This window comes from Mucilaginibacter sp. SG564 (assembly GCF_013149275.1).
Taxonomy (GTDB): Bacteria; Bacteroidota; Bacteroidia; order Sphingobacteriales; family Sphingobacteriaceae; genus Mucilaginibacter.
The window spans coordinates 963,350-982,541 of the sequence record NZ_JABGNA010000001.1 but is presented as its reverse complement, the minus strand read 5'-3'; the positions used below and the strand labels follow the sequence as shown (position 1 = coordinate 982,541).

General features: G+C 38.9%; 16 protein-coding genes. 2 read left to right on the top strand and 14 right to left on the bottom strand.

Annotated features, from left to right (window positions below; translation table 11 throughout):
* Window positions 1–14: 14 nt before the first annotated feature.
* From FHW89_RS03660 to FHW89_RS03610, 11 genes are all read right to left on the bottom strand, one after another.
* Entirely contained in the window at window positions 15–1,202 is a 1,188-nt protein-coding gene (locus tag FHW89_RS03660; protein WP_172333633.1) for a glycosyltransferase family 2 protein, read from the bottom strand.
* 30 nt (window positions 1,203–1,232) lie between these two features.
* Entirely contained in the window at window positions 1,233–2,444 is a 1,212-nt protein-coding gene (locus FHW89_RS03655) for a glycosyltransferase (protein WP_172333632.1), read from the bottom strand.
* A 1-nt stretch (window position 2,445) separates the two neighbouring features.
* Entirely contained in the window at window positions 2,446–3,792 is a 1,347-nt protein-coding gene (locus tag FHW89_RS03650; RefSeq protein WP_172333631.1) for an oligosaccharide flippase family protein, read from the bottom strand.
* A gap of 3 nt (window positions 3,793–3,795) precedes the next feature.
* Window positions 3,796–4,410 carry a DapH/DapD/GlmU-related protein gene (locus FHW89_RS29050; protein ID WP_172333630.1) on the bottom strand — a complete coding sequence of 205 codons (615 nt, stop codon included), beginning with the start codon at window positions 4,408–4,410 and terminating at the stop codon, window positions 3,796–3,798.
* Window positions 4,411–4,414: 4 nt separating this feature from the next.
* Window positions 4,415–5,920: an O-antigen ligase gene (locus FHW89_RS03640; protein WP_216650460.1), complete on the bottom strand. Its 1,506-nt coding sequence runs from the start codon at window positions 5,918–5,920 to the stop codon at window positions 4,415–4,417.
* Window positions 5,921–5,947: 27 nt separating this feature from the next.
* A complete protein-coding gene (locus FHW89_RS03635) occupies window positions 5,948–6,085 on the bottom strand; it encodes a hypothetical protein (protein ID WP_172333628.1) in 138 nt (45 codons plus the stop codon).
* 54 nt (window positions 6,086–6,139) lie between these two features.
* Window positions 6,140–8,305, bottom strand: a complete 2,166-nt coding sequence (locus FHW89_RS03630) for an AAA family ATPase (protein WP_172333627.1) — start codon at window positions 8,303–8,305, stop codon at window positions 6,140–6,142.
* A 2-nt stretch (window positions 8,306–8,307) separates the two neighbouring features.
* The gene (locus FHW89_RS03625) at window positions 8,308–8,988 is read right to left on the bottom strand and encodes a TolC family protein (protein WP_172333626.1); all 681 of its coding nucleotides are present in this window, start codon (window positions 8,986–8,988) and stop codon (window positions 8,308–8,310) included.
* A gap of 5 nt (window positions 8,989–8,993) precedes the next feature.
* Window positions 8,994–10,082 (bottom strand): sugar transferase, encoded by a 1,089-nt coding sequence (locus FHW89_RS03620; protein ID WP_172333625.1) that lies wholly within the window; start codon window positions 10,080–10,082, stop codon window positions 8,994–8,996.
* On the bottom strand, window positions 10,063–10,449 hold the full coding sequence (locus FHW89_RS03615) for a response regulator (protein ID WP_172333624.1): 387 nt from the start codon (window positions 10,447–10,449) through the stop codon (window positions 10,063–10,065). Before FHW89_RS03615 ends, FHW89_RS03620 begins: the two co-directional genes overlap by 20 nt.
* A gap of 367 nt (window positions 10,450–10,816) precedes the next feature.
* Window positions 10,817–11,209: a VOC family protein gene (locus FHW89_RS03610; protein ID WP_172333623.1), complete on the bottom strand. Its 393-nt coding sequence runs from the start codon at window positions 11,207–11,209 to the stop codon at window positions 10,817–10,819.
* A gap of 249 nt (window positions 11,210–11,458) precedes the next feature.
* On the opposite strand from FHW89_RS03610, the gene FHW89_RS03605 reads away from it, so the two are divergent.
* Window positions 11,459–12,157, top strand: a complete 699-nt coding sequence (locus FHW89_RS03605) for a uracil-DNA glycosylase family protein (protein WP_172333622.1) — start codon at window positions 11,459–11,461, stop codon at window positions 12,155–12,157.
* Between the two features lie 12 nt (window positions 12,158–12,169).
* Here FHW89_RS03605 and FHW89_RS03600 read toward each other — a convergent pair whose 3' ends face one another.
* Complete coding sequence (locus FHW89_RS03600) at window positions 12,170–12,469, bottom strand: hypothetical protein (RefSeq protein WP_172333621.1); 300 nt, start codon at window positions 12,467–12,469, stop codon at window positions 12,170–12,172.
* A 223-nt stretch (window positions 12,470–12,692) separates the two neighbouring features.
* Between FHW89_RS03600 and FHW89_RS03595 the strand changes: the two genes are divergently transcribed.
* The gene (locus FHW89_RS03595; protein WP_172333620.1) at window positions 12,693–13,370 is read left to right on the top strand and encodes an MgtC/SapB family protein; all 678 of its coding nucleotides are present in this window, start codon (window positions 12,693–12,695) and stop codon (window positions 13,368–13,370) included.
* 233 nt (window positions 13,371–13,603) lie between these two features.
* Here the strand turns inward: FHW89_RS03595 and FHW89_RS03590 are convergent, their stop codons facing one another.
* Both FHW89_RS03590 and FHW89_RS03585 read right to left on the bottom strand, forming a co-directional pair.
* Complete coding sequence (locus tag FHW89_RS03590) at window positions 13,604–15,772, bottom strand: glycoside hydrolase family 3 N-terminal domain-containing protein (protein WP_216650459.1); 2,169 nt, start codon at window positions 15,770–15,772, stop codon at window positions 13,604–13,606.
* Between the two features lie 21 nt (window positions 15,773–15,793).
* The gene (locus FHW89_RS03585; protein WP_256367749.1) at window positions 15,794–19,111 is read right to left on the bottom strand and encodes a SusC/RagA family TonB-linked outer membrane protein; all 3,318 of its coding nucleotides are present in this window, start codon (window positions 19,109–19,111) and stop codon (window positions 15,794–15,796) included.
* Between the last annotated feature and the right edge of the window lie 81 nt (window positions 19,112–19,192).

The window sequence follows — 19,192 nt, the reverse complement described above, 5'->3', positions numbered from 1 at the left end:
TCTTCTGTGCGTAATTACGCGGCAGTGTGATCGTGAGGGGTGTGAATAAATTTTTTATTGGCACCTTTTAATTTAAATAGCAACAATAACATGGTGAAAAATATCAGTGGCAGTTTTAGTGCCGCGTTGAACAGATTCCTGTTAAAGAACTGTCTGGGTATAGCAACAACAATACCAATGTAACAACAAAGCGTGGCTGCGAGCCATAGTTGCCAGTGAGGGCCTATGCCTGGAAGTAGGAAGGACATCAGCAACATAAAAGGCATCAATCCCAACATCAGTACCCGCGGTAATATTGACATTTGATATATTTCGTTAAAATAGTCAAAGTTTCCATGTAAAAATAGTTGCCCCAAGCCGCTGCTGCCATACTTTCGCAACAGATTAAATTGGGCCGACAGCCACCTTTTACGTTGTTTTTTAAATACTTCTGGGTTGCTTACTTTTTCATCATAAACCAAAGCTTTTTCGGCGTAGGCTACTCTTATTTTTTGGCGGGTAAGTATCAATCCCATCTCTTTATCAAAACCACCTACGGCGTCTATTTTACCCATGGTTTCCTTAAAGAGTTTGTATTCCAAAGCCATTCCAGAACCAATTATAGCTGCAGATAGTTTAAATAACCATTGCGAGTGTCTGAAAATGTGATTGTTAACTTCTTCGCTTATGGCATCAAGCACCGCTACCTGGGTATTGGTATTTTTGGCTACCCGGTGTCCCTGTATCACCCGTTCGCCCATTTGTAGCCAGTTGTTGATCTGGTGCAGATAGTCGGAGGCTGCTACATTATCAATATCAAAAACGATGGCCGCGTCGAAGCCATCAGCTGTATTTTCAATGGCTTTATTTAAGGCTTTTGATTTGGTGCTGTTCTCAAAAAAAACCTCCAATACCTGCAAGGGCATCTGTTTTAATTTTTCAATAGTTTCGGGTTTAAGGGAATCCGCAATAATGCAAACATGAAACAGATCTTTAGGATAATCAATAGTTAAGGCACTTGCGGCAGAGTTTAATAAAATCTCATCTTCTTTATAAGCACAGATATAAATTACAAACCGACTTAACGTAGAAGCAACCGGAGGTTGTTTAATGGGTATTAATTTCCCCGCAACTGAGAAAATAAATAGATAAATGCTGTATACACCCAGGTATATAAAAAGCACATCCATAATTATTGTTGCTATTAGTTTTATAATATCCATGTTTGTTATCTGAAAGGCGTTTTATATAAGTTAGCTATTAAGCTTTCTGTCTAAATTTAATGCCAATAAGTTTTTGATCTCCAGGATCCGATGCTCCCAAGTGTTTCCGGCCGCCACTTCAAGTCGTTTTTGCTGAAGATTGGGGCGGTCATTTAACGCTGTGTTTAAGGCATTGGAGAACTCGGTGGCATTGCTGCAATAGCTTACGGTATTGCCGGTAAATTCATGCAGATCGGTATTAAAATCCGTTGATACTACAGGTCGCCCCGAACCCAGGTATTCAAATAATTTTAAAGGAAATATGGAATTACTTACTTCGTCTTTTTTAAAAGGAATAATAGCCACATCAAAGCCTTTTAGAACAGCGGGCATCTGCTCATAAGGTACAGCACCTTTTAACAGTAGATTAGATGCCTTAAATACCGGATGCTCTAAGTAATCCTCATCAATAGGACCTACAAAAACAAAGTTTTTATCAGGGTTTTGCTGTAATACTTCGGCAAGCAGGTCATAATCAATACGGCGTTCTATGTTTCCAAAGTACCCGATCACCGGTTTCTTGATGTCTGATAAAATATTGGCCACCGGTAATTGAGGATCAAGTGCCTTTTGACTATGGGCTATATTTGCTGCATTAGGAATAAAAAATGAGTTACTGTTTATCTTTTTTTTGCTATCCCGTAGCTGTTTACTGGTACAGATCACCATATCTACACTTTTTACTACAATATCTTCAGATATAAGCCCATGCCTTATTTGATATTCTTCAACCAAGGGATCAACACAATGATAAACGGTTAATAATGGTTTTATGAGTTGATGAAAAGTGGGATAGGTATAGTTGTAGGAATTGATGTAGATGTAATCCTTGATATTCAGGTTTTTAATTACCTTTTTTAGTCGTCTGGCAACAATTCCTTCATTGAATTTAACAGCTGCGCGGTACAAACGACCCTCGGGAAGCATATTGATTGATGGTACCGGAGGCGAAATAATGATCTTGAGATTGGGAATATCTGTTTGAATGTAACTGTTGGATGCCGAAAAAAAGTGTGGTTTACGAACACGATATTCTTTGGTATCTTTAAACTTAATATAATCCTTCCAGGTAAAAGGACGATCGACATAATACACAAAATTGTCTTTGGCCAAATGCTTGGCCATGGTATAGTTGGTCGACTCCAGGCGGCCGTCAAACTGCATCTGTGAAAAAATAATGATATGCCTGTTTTTGAGCTCCATATCAATTTTGTTCAGGCTCTTTTTTAAGCACTTTTTGATATACAATGCCTAATAATTCCACTAATTCAATATAGCCTAGTTTAAATATATCACCAAGCTTAAATTCCAGGTGTTTCTTTAGGGCCCAGTAACCAAATATAGCCCCGGAAAAGAATGTGAAAATGGATGCAATTGCTACGCCATAAAGATTATGGAAAATAAATATGCCCGCAAAATCGCCGGCTACATTTACGGCAAGCATAATAAACACCTTAATCATGTTAAGCTGTGGTTTGCCTATGATATCGAGCGTAATACCAAAAAACCTATCGATAGGCAACAACATCACAAAACACATGAATATACGGAAGATATTGCCTGCATCTGAGTGCTGATATTTGCCGCCAAAAAGTAAACCTATGACCAGATCGGCAGCTATAAATGAAACTATAGCAATAGGTATCAACGCTATGGTGAGCATGCCGGCATACTTTTTCATGATATAGGAAACATACCTCTTATCCTCACGATGAACTGCACCTGACATTACCGGAAGCGCTGTAGCTATAAAAGCCCGCAGCGGTATCTCAAATATTTCCATAAGGCGCTGCGGGATGTAATAAACTGCCAGTAGTTCAGATGGAAACATCATTTTAATAATAAAAGTATCAGAACTGCGCAGCAAGTACGAGCTGATGGAGGTACCTACACTAAACTTGCCAAAATGAGCCAGTTCTTTGATGGATGCCCAGCTTTTACTGCCGATAGTTTTTACTTTTGACCAGCCAATAATAACTGTAATTAAACTGCTTAATATATTATTAATTAGATAACTATATAACGCGTTCTGAAAGCTGGCTTTCTGAAAAATGATCAATAGCAGTATACATATAAAAAATCCACCCTGATTGATGAGCTGTAGTAAGAACAATTTGTCAAAGCGTTCCTCGGCCTGCAGTATCCACATGGCTATGGCAGATGGGAGTGTACAAAGAAATATCAAGCTGAACCATTTGATGATCATCGCCATATTAAAGTTATTGCCGAAGTAGAAAAAATACATCAGCAAATTACCTACCCCAAATGCCAGTACTATCATAAAACCCAGATACCAGGCTGAGCCTGCTATATTAGCCGCGCGTGTTTTATCGGTACCTGCGTAAAACTTAATAAGTGAGGTTTGCATAAAGCCAGTACGAAAGGTATCGGCCAGGGTAAATACGATCAGGAAAAATATATAATCACCGAAGTCAGCTTTGGAAAGATAGCGGGCCATCAGCGATAGTATAGCCATGCCCAACACCGGCATAATGGCATTACTGGCTAAAGAAAGCGTGTGTTTATTGATAACTTTTTTAAGCAAACCCATGTATTATGCCTTTTCCCAGCTCTTAGTTGTGAAATTATATTTCTTGATCACCTTTGCGGGGTTGCCAACTGCTACGCTATATTCAGGTATATCTTTGGTAACCACACTGCCGGCGCCAATAATAGCATGTTTGCCAATGGTAACGCCAGCTGTAACCACGCTGTTGGCGCCTATCCAAACGTTATCGGCAATGATGATTTGTTTGGTGGTTACTTTTTGTAAACGGGGGGGAGTAGTGACATCCTCGTAGCCGTGGTTAAGCCCCGAAAGTACAATGTTTTGGGCCAGCATAACGTAATTACCCAGAGTCACGGGGCCTATCAATACATTACCGATCCCGATGCCACAATTATTTCCGATAATAACATCGCCAACTCCGTTATTAATGGTTGCCAGATCTTCTATAATACTATTGCTGCCCAAAGAGAAATTATTGAAGGGGAATATGTCCATTCGTGCCTTGAACCTGACAACAGACCGCTTGCCTCGTTTGTGAAAAAATGGATTGACAAACCAGCGTACCCACAACCTGGGTTTAGCCTCACCGCTGCGAACAATAAGCCAGTGTACAAAGCGCTTTAATCCAGGGTTTGATTTTATGGTTAATATTAGTGCCATTTAGTTAACTCCATTTTTGTAGTTTCTGCTCGTTTACCAACGGTTTTGCCAGGGCCTTTTCCTGTTCGTCATTATCCAGGCGCATGCAGGCCACGATTATAGCAATGGCTAAATAAAACATGATATTGCTGGGGTATTGTACCAAGGCCTGCTGGGGGAAATTACCTACATTGAAAGCAAATATGACGAGTATCATACCCATGCAATAGTTCTTAAGTTCGGGGTTTTTGATCCTGTAGTAATAGTTAATGCCGTTATAAAGAGCAATGTACATGAGTGTACAAAAAAGGATTAGTCCAATCCAGCCCATTTCTACAGCAACACGTACGTAACCGCTATCGGGAGGGAACTTTGATAACTCGGAATTTGGCGAAAACCGGCGCCCCCAAACACCAACCGAGCCGAGACCACCGCCTATTGGGTGCGATAAAATATATGGTTTTATACGTTTTTGATTCTCTGCCCGTACATTGTATGATGGGTCGCTCGAGGGGTTAAATGCTGTTTGGAACCGTTTGATCAATGGGTTGGAGGTAGGCATTACAATCAGAAAGCCGAGCATTAAACCTGCTGTAACAGCGAAGATCATTACCTTTTTATTGAAATTCAATACGGCAAGCATGAGTAATGATGCAGGGACGAGGACGTATGCTGCTCTTGTGCCTGAATAAAGCATCACAAAAAGAAAAAATGCTGCCATAAAGCCCAAGGCTATTTTTTTACGCAAGCTATGGTTACCCATAATTAAAGCGATGCACAGTAAAGCAGCAACAACCATGTTGTATGAAAAAGTAACCGGATCAGGAAAAATGCCGAATTTGCGCATATGCCCGTTTATAAAAAGCAGGCTAACCCTTAAGGGATCGGCATATAGGTAGTCTTTTTCGAACCAAAAGAAACCAATGTTTTCCTGCTGAAATGCAGATATTGCGGCAATACATGAAAAAGCCAGCCATAGCTTCAGCAAAAACTTGATGAAATCAACAGATCTGATGTGATATACAAATACAAAGTACATCAGCATAATAAAACCAACGGTACGTACCGTGTAAACCCAGGCAAGCCTTGATGTTGCCCAGGGATTGGCAACCTCTAACAGGTTATAGGCCAGCCAGATTAAGATAATATAACTGATGGGGTTTTTAAAACGCGACCAATCATGTTCTTTTCTCTGCTTGATGAAAAATCCCAGGATCAGCAAATATGTTATGGCGTCAAGCAGAGTTCCGATAGGGGCAATTTCCGGAACTATCTCTGATACATAATTCACAAAAAAGGAAGCAAATATTAGTATAGTGATGCCGAATTTAGGATAGGCTACAATGCCATATAAGATGGGAATACCTACAAGCAAGGTTAAAACAATGCTGCCTCCAATGATCCCGAATTTATAAACTATATAGCTGAAGAATAACGAAATCAATAACAAAAATAATATTACCACCTTATTGGATAGCTTTTGTGCGAGCACGCTTTTCCAAAGTGATAACTTTGTTTCATTATGATTCATGTTATTCAGCATTTGCTGTTTATCTGATTAAAAAAATAAAATTTTAACAACCCAGGCAAATGAACCAATAAACGCTACGATAACAGCAGCCTTACGAGATTTTTTTTGAACAGGACTTAAGCTTTCAAACGGGTCGAGTTTCTTTTTCTCTGGTTCTAACCTCATAATTAATATGATTTTAATTAATTATAGACCTTTATAGCGATAAGGAGATGCGGCTTATGACACCGAATCTTTTTTCTGATTAAAATCGGTTTTGTTAAGTATCCAGCCGGCAAATTTTGTATTAAGGCTGCGCAAATAGGCCACATTCGGTTTTTGCGTATTGGTAATGCTTTTACCCGATTCAAAAACAGCAATGATCTTATTGGCAAATAATAACCACTCCTTTGATTTGTTTAAAGACGTTAGCGGTGCTGTATCGATAATAACAATATCATACTTTGTTTTGAGATCATCAAAGCGTGTTTTCAAAAATGCTTCATCTCCAATTTCAAATAAGGTAACGTCTCCGCCATGGTTGCCAAGTACGGTTGCGGTACTGCTATTTACTTCCTGGGTATTAAGCGGGTTATTTTTAAAATAATCCTCCAGGTAAACGCCAGGCATAGCTGTTTTACTAACAGTAGGGTTGTCAAAATTTCCATCAATTAGCAATACCTTCTTATTGATCATGGAATAAGAATAAGCCAAACTAATAGCTAATAATGTTTTGCCTTCTGCCGCATCCAAACTGGTTATAGCAATGATTTTATCACCCTGAAGCTCCTGGTCTATCTCAAACCGCACAGATCTGATCAATTCTTTAAATTGCTTCATTTTATCCCGGTGTTCTACATCCCAAAGCTTTTTCAAGTCAAGGTTTTCGCCTTTAATAGGGGGGAGATAACCCAACAGGGGCAATTGCGTTCTGTTAACCAGGTCTGATGGGTCCTGGATACTTCTATCCAAATAAAACAGTACAAATAACCCAAGTAGGCAGGCAAATACGCTTAATATTACACTAAGAGCAATCAGTAGTAGTTTTTTTGAAGGTTGTGCTACATCAGGTGCAGCAATTTCAACTTGCCTCAGGTTGATGGAGAAGTTTGATTTCAGGTTGGTTTCGTTATACCGGTTTAAAACATCCAGATATTCCTTACCGGCAATATCAATGTCAAAATCATAGGTTTTTACGGTGGCGTCAAACGGTACCAGGCGCGAAAATTTGCCATTCAGATTGGCAAGCTCGTTATCGATAGATTTTACACTGTATTTAGCCAGGTCTCTTGAAATTTCGAGCGTCAGTTTTTGATGGATCAGATCGTCTTTGGCCACTAATGGATTAGTAACGTACTTATCTGACGACTGATTTATCTGTGTCGTAAGCAAGTTTTGGACAGAGTCTATCGTGTTTTTATAGCGTGGATTAAATCCACTGCGAACATATCTGTCTTCCAGGATATGTAACTGATCCTGAGTTGTAGTGATGGCTTGATTATACTTACTTACGGAAGCTTCTACATACTTTCTGTCGCCAGGCTCAAATTTACTGTTGATCGCGTTAATGGCGCCATCATAGGAAACGATGTCTTTTTCGGCCTGTAACTTTTTATCGTTATAAACCATGATCTGGCCAAAAATAGCCTTTGATTGCTCATCAAGACTTAATACACCGTTTTGTATCTTGTATTTCTGCAGTTCTTCTGTTTTTTTATCTAAAGCGTTCTTTTTTTCTTCAAGAAGTTTCGATAAGAAATTCACAGCATTAGTTTCGTTCTGCCTTACATTTTGGGTATAGTAAGCGATGAATTGGTTACACAAAGTATTTACTATAAATGCAGATAATTGTGGATTTTCTGAATCAAAAGTAACCGTAATGAAATCGCTGTCCTCATCTCGTGCTATAACAAGCTCTTTCATTATGGAACGCTCATCATATTTCATGGATATGAGGATGTCATTTAATTTATCTTCCTCTTTATCATACAACGATAAAGGTTCCATTCTTTGGAATTTGTTTTTAAATAAAGCTAAAGCTCTATCGCGTTCATAGGGGTGTAAAGCAGTTAGTTCTTTACTGAATTTACGAAACGGTACAGGATTACTCAGGTCGTGTATCATGAGTTGATAAGAAACCTGATTAATCAGCTTCTTGAGCTTCATAATGGCGATAAGATTACTAAACTCACGAAAAACCTGCTGCTCTTGGGCATTTATATTATCATCCTTATCCAATAGGTGTCTGGACGCATCAACAATACCAGTAGCAATCTGCGCATGTGATATATAGCTGTTGGGTAGGTTTTTAACAAGAAAAAAAGAACCGATTATCGTTACCAGCGGTACGATGATGAGTGTAGTGCGATATTTACGTAAAAGCTTAAAAAACTTGGCTATCTCCATTATTATTTAATCTCTTCTAATTTAGTACCCAATAATTCTTCAAGATTGGTTTTAGCTGTAAATGTGGCCAATTCAGCTTGTACTTTGAATGAGTTTTGATTGTAAAGGCTATTTAATTGCTCGTTATAGATCTGAAAAGTGGTTTCTCCTTTTTGAAAAGCGTACTTTAATTGTTTAACCGCACCTTCGGCATCAAGTACCGCATTTGAGCGCAATCTGAGTTCGGCCTGAGCTTCCAGGTAGGCAAAATAAAAGCGTTTTACCTGAGCTTCCAGGCTTAACAAATATTCGCTTTGCTGATACTCTGCTACTTTATACGTTTCCCTGGCTGCATTGGTTGTGGCTGGATTTTTAAGTAGTTGGCCTATGTTTAAAGATATAGACAATTGATATCCCTTAAAAATAGTCGGGGTAGCAAGATTGATAGAATTTTGGGGACTGTAAATATAAGATGCGGTTAAGCCATCGAGCCAGGCGAATTTGGTTGCATTGTAATTGCTTTTTGCGGCATTTACCTGGCTTTGTCTTAATTTAACTTCCGGATAGTTTTTCTTTGCTGTGGCTATCAGTTTTTCCAGATATGGGTAGGATATATCCTTAATAAAAGATTCCTGTGCATAGGTATTATTTGTGAAAACGATAAAGATTAATAGAAGGGAAAGCTTTATAATATTTTTGCTCATTAGTGTTATACTTTTTCTTTTTGAAACAATGCAGGTATGGTTCCCATAATAATCCTTAAATCTAACCAAATAGAATATTTTTGAGCATAAAAATTATCTAATTTTTTTCTTTCCCGTTCAGACATGTCTTCTTTGCCTCTTTTACTGATCTGCCAAAGCCCTGTTAAACCCGCTGGACCCAGAAAACGCATCGACCATTCGTTTGAGGTTAGCATTTCAGCTTCATAAACTGGCAGTGGCCTATTTCCTACTACAGACATATCGCCCACAAGGATATTAAATAATTGAGGCAGCTCATCAAGACTTGAATTGCGTAAAAATTGCCCCAGTTTAGTAATACGCGGGTCGTTTTTAATCTTAACAAATGCGGCTTTATTAGTTCCTGCTTCAGTTGCATACTGATTGTTTTCTGTTGAGAGCTTTGCCAGCAATTGATCGGCATCGGTGCGCATCGATCTGAATTTATAAAAATCAAATACTTTATATCCTGTACCTACCCGCTTACTTTTATAAAATACAGGGCCCTTTGAATCTAACCTGATCAATATGGCAATAATCAAAAATACCGGGGATAGCACAAATAGCATGCTGCAAGATATCAATAAATCAATTAAGCGCTTACCAATCGGCATTTTATAAGTTGTATCAACTTCTTTAGATAGCTCAAGCAATTTTGGTTTGATGAGTTTAAAGGTAACCAGGAAGTTAAGGCGCTCCCGCAGGTTATCAATAGGAAACGGAACGCTATAAAAATCGTGAACCTTTAGCTGCATGGCCCTTTGTTTAAGGCTTTTATCGTTATTAGATGATAAAAGAACAATGATAGACCCGTGAAGCAAAAAGCTTTTTTTGATCTCTTCAACTATTTTAAAACATTGGCCATCGGTATCAACCTCCATTAAAATAATATCAGGAACGGTTAGGATGGATTGATTACCCAGATACTCTTCAAGGTCGGCAAAAGAATCATTATATATTACTTTGAAATTACCATTAATACCGGTTGAGACCAATTCTTTTAATGCCGAACCAGCATACGCGATCTTAACATGAGAACCCGAGCTCTCGTTCCAATCAGATGTTTGTTGACTCATAACTTTCTAAAAGTTGGTTAATTGCGTTTTTTAATTCGGTTGGTTTAAAAGGCTTTTGAATATAGGTCTCGACTTTAAATGGCATTTTCCCTACCTGTTCATCAAGATCATGTGCCGCAGAAAGAAGGATCACCGGAAGATCACGGTAGAAACCACTGATCTTAACATTTTTTACAAATGATTGTCCGTCAAAATAAGGCATTTGAAGATCAGAAATAATCAGCTCAGGCATGTTACCATCCTCAAGCCAACCAAAGGCATCAATACCATTGTTTTTAACCACTATATCGTAATCCTTTGAAAGGATGAAGTTGAGTAATTTTAAAATACTTAAATCGTCATCAACAATAAGTAGGGTTTTTTTCATTCCAGAAGATTTATAAAACCTGGTTAATTAAGTTGTAAACATATTTTAATTGAGAAACTAAAACAAGCTCAAGTAATCTTGTAGCTAATTCTTCAATTTCTGATGTACATTCAATTACTATACCGAAAGAATACAGAATGTACAGGTACGCATTTTATGAGCGCCTTTATTTGGTAATAAGCTCATATTATGTAAAAAGAGCGTAACAGAGGCATTAATTTCCCTTTTTAATAGCATATCTCTTTTGCCTGGACGTAGATAAAGTGAGGAATTTATTCCCGGTTAGGGAATAAATTTACTATGAGTTGATGTGATATGTAAGCAATAATTACGCTTTTGTATTAAAAAGAAAAAGCGATACAGCGAATTACGATTTTTCGATAATGGATAAAATATTACCCGCGGGGTCATTAAACCACGCAATTGTGGGGCCGCGATCATCGCCGTAAAGTATACCTTTTTCGTTGGTTTTAAAGTGCTCGTCATCATAAACTATAAATTTCACTCCCCGTTTTGTTAGCTCATCAACCGTTTTTTCAACATTATTTACTGTGAAATTAAGTATAGTGAAGGTGGCAGGCTGATGATTTGGTTTGGGGTAGATGAGGATAATATTCTCATCGTTTAATTGAAGGTTCAACAGGTTGGGCATCTCTTTATCTTCCTCAACGTTCAATCCTAATATATTGCCATAAAATTCTTTTGCTTTGGGTAAATCGTTCACTGAAAAACCACTAAAGGCGGTGTTGTATTTTAGCATGAGTTAATTGTATTTATTAATTAATAATTAAATCTGTTGATTTTTGTTTTATTTTTTAATATTTAATTCTTTAAAACTATTTACAGATCAAATTTACCCACATAAAACAGGGCGCGAAAGGGGAGAATATGACACATTAGTGGGGTAATTATGACATAATGCCAAGACCTGATAATAGATCCCGGTTACCAATTGGAGCTGGGATTTTATTTTTTGTGTCCATTCTTTTTGAATAAGTTAGCGCTCAATATGAACACATTTGCCGATAGAATAATTGCCTTTAACCAACAGCTTGAGTTTACCGGAGCCTTGCCTCCAGGTATCAGTATTATGAATCCGTTTAAAGAGAGCGGGCCAGCTATGCAGGTTTCGAGCCAGTTTTACCGTAAGTATTATAGCGATGAGCATCCGCGGCATTTGATATTGGGTATTAACCCGGGCAGGTTTGGCTCGGGTATGACGGGGGTATCATTTACCGATCCTAAAAGAATGATAAACCAATGCCAGATAGCTTTTCCCGGGGCTATGACACATGAACCTTCATCAGAGTACGTTTACGCAATGATAAATGCGTTTGGAGGTATAGCGGAGTTTTATCAACAGTTTTATATTCATTCTGTTTGCCCGCTGGGTTTTACTATTACGGGCGATAATGGCAAGGAAACCAATTACAATTATTACGATACCCCTGCATTACAGAAGGCGGTATATCCGTTTATTGTTGAAAATATACAGAAGCAAATAGATATAGGTTTTGAAACAGACGTTTGTTTTTGCTTTGGAACTGGCAAGAATGAGGCCTTTTTGAAAAAACTAAATGATGAGAAACAGTTTTTTAAACAAATAGTGGCGCTGGAGCACCCTCGGTATATTATGCAATACAAGGCCAAATCAAAACAAGATTATATTGCTAAGTATATCCGGGAGTTTAGTAAAGTTCTTTTGTAACTCGATCACAGATCACTTGGTGGTGATATCCCGGTTATGGTCATCAAATTCTTTCCCGGTAGCTCTGTAACCACGTATAAAATCTGCCAACTGTTTCAGCTCGAAGTCGGTAAGCTCGGTACCTCCGGCATAATGGTAGCTATTGTCGGTACCATCCAAGGATATGGCACCAAGATATCCTTTATCAAAGTTTTTGGCGCTATCGGTATCCCGGTATAATTTATAAGCGCCTGAATTTATAGGATCAATGGCAATATTAATTTGAGTGCCATCTTGTTTATTTATTCCGATTGTAACGCCGCTGGTAATCATGATGTGTTGATTTAAATTTATAGACAAAAGGTGTATGGAATTGTTTTTAGAAAATTAATAAGATCTGGAATGCCTTGAATCAAGGTTACCACTGCAAATTCAATTTACAACAAAAATGAACCTTTTTTAAGCAATTATGCTTATCAGAAATCTTTCATTTTAAAACCCATCCAACTTTATCTTTTGTGACAAACATTTTAATGTTCATGTTTATTTGAATAATATGATAAGTACTTATGATATGCTTTTACGGCTGTTAGTAGCCGCGCTATTGGGCAGTATAATTGGATGGGAGCGGGAACGCAGGCAATGGACAGCCGGTTTACGAACCCATATGATGGTTGGTCTTGGATCGGCACTTGTGATGTTGGTTTCTACCTATGGTTTTAATGACGTTGTAGGTAAACCTGGTATAGCGCTCGATCCTTCGAGAGTTGCCGCCCAGGTAGTAAGTGGTATCGGTTTCCTGGGTGCCGGAACTATATTTTTTCTGCGCAACGAGATTGTGAAAGGTTTGACTACCGCGGCAGGTCTTTGGACGGTTGCCGCTATTGGTCTGGCTGTGGGTGGTGGTTTATACATTGAAGCGGTGAGCGCCACATTTATCGCGTTGATTATTCTTGCTGTTTTTAAGCCTTTTGAAAACAGGTTTTTCAAAAAAAACAGGTATCGAAATATCAGAATGACCTTGGAACAGAAACATGTAGATTTTGAAGCTATAGAAGCGGTTCTGAAAGCGAACAATATTCCGTTCAGGGAAATCAGTTTGTTTGCCGGTGATGGCAATGATGAGATCAAGATCACTATACAAAAACAATTCAATCAGCAGGAAACGGTGCTGACTGTGATTGCTGAACTGAAAAAGATCAAGGGTGTGAATGGGGTTGACTTTTTAAGCTGATGACAAAAAATGGAGATATAAAGTTACATTGAACCGCGAACCTCAGTATATTAATAGGTTTATGGAAAAAAGGATTTGTAGAACCGCTCACCTATATTACAAATTTAACAAGGTAAAGATGGATTTGGCATTGCAAGCTGGCTAAATCCTGAGATGGGAATAATAAAAGCGACGGTATCTGTAAATGAAAGTAGATATCCTGAGCTATTTTGGATATCTACTTTCATTATATTTTACCTAGATACATTAAAATCAACACTTGCTTTTTCATCGGCAGAATTACTACCGAGCACTAATTTATATTTGCCAGGATATAGTTTCCACTGATGGGCATCCAAATCCCATTTTTGCAGATCCTGAACAGGAACCATTAATGTGACCGATCCTTCGCTGCCTTTTTTCAAGTTAATACGCTTAAAGCTTTTTAATTCTTTAACGGGCATTCGTTCAAGCTTAGGGTATTCAACATATGCCTGGACAACCTCATCACCATCCATTTTGCCAGTGTTTTTTACATTCACTGTTACGGACAAAATATCAGTCTTTTTGTAGGCGCTTTTAAGTTTGGTATCCAGGGTATAGGCAAATGAGGTATAACTTAAACCAAAGCCGAACGGATACTCAACCGGGCCATTATAATACCGATAGGTGCGGCTTTTCATATTATAATCCTGGTAAGGAGGCAGATTGCTCATGTCTTTGTAAAAAGTAAGTGGTAAATGGCCAGAAGGAGATACGTCGCCAAATATCAGATCGGCCAGAGCATTGCCACCTTGTTCGCCCGGATACCAGGCAAATATAACCGCATCAACATATGGCTCAATAGCCGAAACATCAACATCACTACCGGCTGTGATAACCGCAATGATAGGTTTGGTTTTAACACCATTTCTCAATGCTTTAATGAAAGCTATCTCACTTGCAGGCAAACTCAGATCTTTTTTGTCGCCACCGCTATTTGATAAAAACGCGTCGCCTGCTTCACCTTCTAACACTGGAGATAGTCCAATCACCGCTATGGTAACATCGGCATTGCCAGCGGCCCATGTGCCACCAAAATGCGTCGTATCTTTGTAATCACATCCCAAATCATACTCAACTCTTGTTGATTTACTCACTGCGGCAGTTATACCCTCAACAAAGTTGATCACCTTGCTGCTTGTGCCATGATAGTTAGCTACCATCGCGTCAAGAGACGCGGCGTTGGGCCCAACAACCATAATACTGGATACATTGCTTTTGCTCAATGGTAAAATATTTTTATCGTTTTTAAGCAACACCATACTTTGCTGGGCTACTTTACGGGCAAGAGCTATATGTTGTGTATTGTGAATACTATCTGCTCCATAATTATGATAAGGGTTGAGTGAAGGATCATCATAAAAACCGAGTTTAAATTCAGTTCTTAAAATAGCACTTAAAGCCAAATCTATATCTTTTTCGGTCAACAGCTTTTGCTGAATAGCTTTTAATCCATCGTTTTGTAAAATGGATGAGCAATCCAGGTTTACACCAGCCTTTAACGCTGCTGCTGCAACCTCAACCGCGGTTGGCAGGGTTTTGTGAGTTAGGTAAACATCATCAAGGGCGCCACAATCAGTAACTACATGTCCTTTAAATCCCCATTCCTTACGTAAAATATCGGTAAGCAATACTTTGTTAATAGAATTGGGCACACCGTTTACCCGGTTATAAGCGCTCATTACCGATTCCACTCCGGCATCTACCAGTTCATGGAAAGCATATAAATAAGTTTCACGAAGATCTTTTTCATCTACCTTAGCATCAAAATGATCACGCTCTGCCTCTGGACCGCTATGCACCGCGAAGTGTTTGGCTGTAGCGGAGGCTTTCAGGTATCTGGGATCGTCGCCTTGTAACCCCTTAACAAATGCCGAGCCCATACGGCCGGTTAAAAATGGATCCTCTCCATAAGTTTCCTGCCCACGGCCCCAGCGTGGATCGCGAAAGATGTTGATATTGGGTGTCCAAAAGGTAAGGCCCATGTATTGCAGGTGCCTGTCCTGTGCTATGGCCAGGTTATATTTAGCACGGGCTTCTGTTGATATGGCGGTTGATACCTGTTTTAAAAGATCATCATTGAATGTTGCCGACATACCTATAGCCTGTGGAAATATGGTAGCCTCTCCGGCACGGGCTACGCCATGCAAGGCTTCGTTCCACCAGTTATATGCTGGTATCCCCAAACGTGGAACTGCCTGGCTGCGATAACCCAGAAGAGATACTTTTTCTTCCAGCGTAAGCCTGGATAAAAGATCTTTTACCCTAATCTCAATCGATTGCGAAGGGTCTTTATAAAAAAGCTTTTGCTGCGCTTTGGTAGCAACAGTAATAAATAATATAGCCGTCATAATGACTGACGATTTGATAAGAATTTTCATGGTTGGAGCCATTTTTTGAGATTATTTTTTAAGTTTAATATTAAGGTTAATTCCATAGGTATGAGTAGGGGGCAAACTCGCGCCTTCAATACCTGCATATTTGATGTCGGGTGAAAAACCCGATTCAGGATCAATATTGTCTGAGTGTTTCATAATTGTCCAAAGATTACGACCCACTAAAGATACGGTTATACCTTCAATTGGAGAACTTCTTAAAAGACCTTTTGAAAAAGTATATCCAAGAGTAACCTGTCGCAATTTGATGAAACTACCATCCAGTACATTGAGTGCCGATATGTTTCGGGCTAGGGCCTGGTAATAATTTTCGGCGGGAACAGACACCGTATTTTTAGCCCCGCTTAATGTTACACCATCGCCAACAACCCCGTCTTCGCGACCAACAAGCGTTAATTTGTTCAATCCCCGATAAATGCTATTGTAATTGGTAGCTGATAATATTTTATTGCCAAACCGGTAATCGACCAGGAAGGAAAGGTTCAGGTTTTTATAAGTGAAATTATTATTAAAACCGCCATAAATTTTGGGTACAACACTTCCCATAGGTATACGCGGCCCAGCTACAGGTAATCCGTTGGTATCAAATATGATCTGCCCGTTTGTATTACGCAAATAGTCGTTAGCCATAATTTGAGGTCCTGGCAAACCTTTAACCAGGGCTGTAGCAGCATTCAATGGCCGATAAGTGCCAAAACTTATATTTGCCGATTGTGGAGTACCATCTGTTTGCAGGATCTTATTTTGTACAAACGTAAAATTAAAAGAAGGCCCCCATACAAAATTGGCTGTTTTAAAAGGAGTGCCGTTTAATTCTATTTCGATACCATTATTTTGAGTTGAACCTGTACCGATAAACCTTGTGGTAAATCCCGACGATATGTCCAGATCGCCCTTAATTATTTCATTTCTGGTTTTTCGATGAAAAAAAGCTGCGTCTAAACCTAATCGTCCATTCAGAAATTTAAGATCGATACCAATTTCAGATTCGGTTAAGGTATAAGGTTTTAAAAATAAATTAGGAAGGGTATTTGAAAACCCAGCCGTAGGAACTCCATTAACAGAATTATTAATGGTATAATACTGAGATGTGATATATGTGTCGGAGGGTTCTCCACTAGTTTGGGCATAAGAAACACGAAGTTTGCCAAAATCAAGTGCCGGTATATGTGTAAGCTCTGAGAATATAAAACTGGCGGATACTGATGGCGTAAATATGCCCCGGTGCCCCTGTGGCAAAGTAGAGTAAACATCAAATCTACCCGTATTATTAATGGTGATGTATTTCTTGATGGAGAAATCGGCAGTATAATAAGCTGAATGTGTTTCGCTGCTTTTATAACTGTAAAGGCTGTTTTTTACAGTTAGATTCTCATAACTATAGAAATAGGGGATAATAAAGGGCCCTCCAAAAAGCTTGGTATATTCATAGCTATTTTTACGCAAACTAGCCCCGCCGGATATATCAAAACTGAGCAGATTTTTTACGATGTCATGTTTAGCTCCAACAAGTACGTCCGTATTCAGCTCAGATCGTTGTGTTTCTGATTGTTCGTCGATATCTCCCGCGCCTCCAGGGCTAAAAGCGGTACCCGTGGGTATAACAGATAATCTTTTATCATATAAAACATCATTACCAAGTCTTCCTTGTATGTATAGCCAGCTATTGAAATTGTACTTTGTTACTATAGCGGCAATAAGCCGTTGGCGACTGATATTGTTGACGAATTTATATACAGCAAAATATGGATTAGTTACATAAGAGTCGTTATTCCAGCGTAGTTCTGAACCATCGGCATTGGTACCAGGAGCTAGTGCAGCCTGGTTTACATTAGCGGCAAGATATTGTATATTATTGGCATTCATCGGTCCATCGCTTAAATTGGGTTTAAGGTTTGATGATTCTTGAATGTAATTGGCAACAATATTTAAACTGAGCTTTGCCGATACATTTTGATTAGCAGTAAGATTTACAGTTTTACGTGACAAACCACTGTTGCGAACAATAGAGTTATTGCTAAGATTGGAGAGCGAAAGCCTAAATCCTCCATTCTCTCCGCCTCCGTTGAATGCTATTGTATTTGTGTTGGATGATCCGGTACGGTAAAACTTATTAATATTGTCATTTACAGCGGAGTATGGATAATATTTGCCATCAAACTGAATAGTCGGTTTACCATCTAACTTCTCACCCCAACCTAAATTACCTGTCGAGATTGCGGTGTTTACATTTTGTGGCCGCAGACCATACTCTCCCTGCCCATAAACAGTTTGATAATCAAAAGTATTAACTGCTTTATCTAACTGGTAATTGCTATTTAGCTCAACTCCAAAACCAGAGTTTTTTTTGCTGCTTTTTGTGGTGATCAAAATAACTCCATTGGCAGCTCTTGCTCCATACAAGGCAGATGCGGATTGTCCTTTTAAAACTGTCAGGCTCTCCACGTCATCCGGGTTGATATTGCTAATCCCGTCGCCAAAATCAGCGCCGCCCCATTCATTTGCAGAGCCTCTTTGCGTATTATCAATCGGTATACCATTGATAATGAACAGGGGGGATGCCGCGCCGAAACTGGTTACACCCCTTAATAAAATGCGTGCCGATGAACCAGGTCCACCGTTCACGCCGTTGATACTTAAACCCGCAACCCGCCCTTCAAGCGAATAAGCAATATTGGTTTCTTTGGCCTTATCAAGTAAATCACCGTTAATGGTACTCACTGAGTATCCGACTTTTTTTTCATCTTTTTTTATGCCAAGAGCTGTAACAACCACCTCATTAAGTATGTTGCTAACGGATAATTGTATGACGCAGGGTGTAGTTCCTGATGCTCTTATCTCTCTTGTTTGATAACCCACGTAACTAACCTTTAGGATGGATTGCTCCGGGGCTTCAAATGAAAAAAAACCTTCCGTGTCTGTAGGGGTACCGGCCGTGGAACCCTTTACCATGACCGTAGCACCAGCTAATGGTTCGCCCTTTTCACCAATTACATGGCCACTGATTTTAATTACATTAATAATCTCCGCGGTAGGAGCTATAACAACAAGGTGATTGGCCAGCTCGGTGTAAGCAAAGCCTGAGTTTAATAAAATTTTATCTAGTACCGTTGTAACTTCTTCATTTTTTGCATCAATGGTTACTTTTTTCATTACAGGTACCTTGCGTTCACTGTAAACAAAGTGGTAACTGCTTTGGTGTTCAATTATAGATAATACCTTCCTAAAATCGGCAGATTGAAGATTGAGGGTTACACGTGTTTGGGCATGAGAACTTAAAACCAGAAAATTAAAGAATATTATTAAAGTACAAGTTAATTTCATTTATCAATAAGGACATTATAGTCAATATTTGCCGTTACACCATTGTTGTGTATTAAATTTACATAAATTTATAAGGAATAG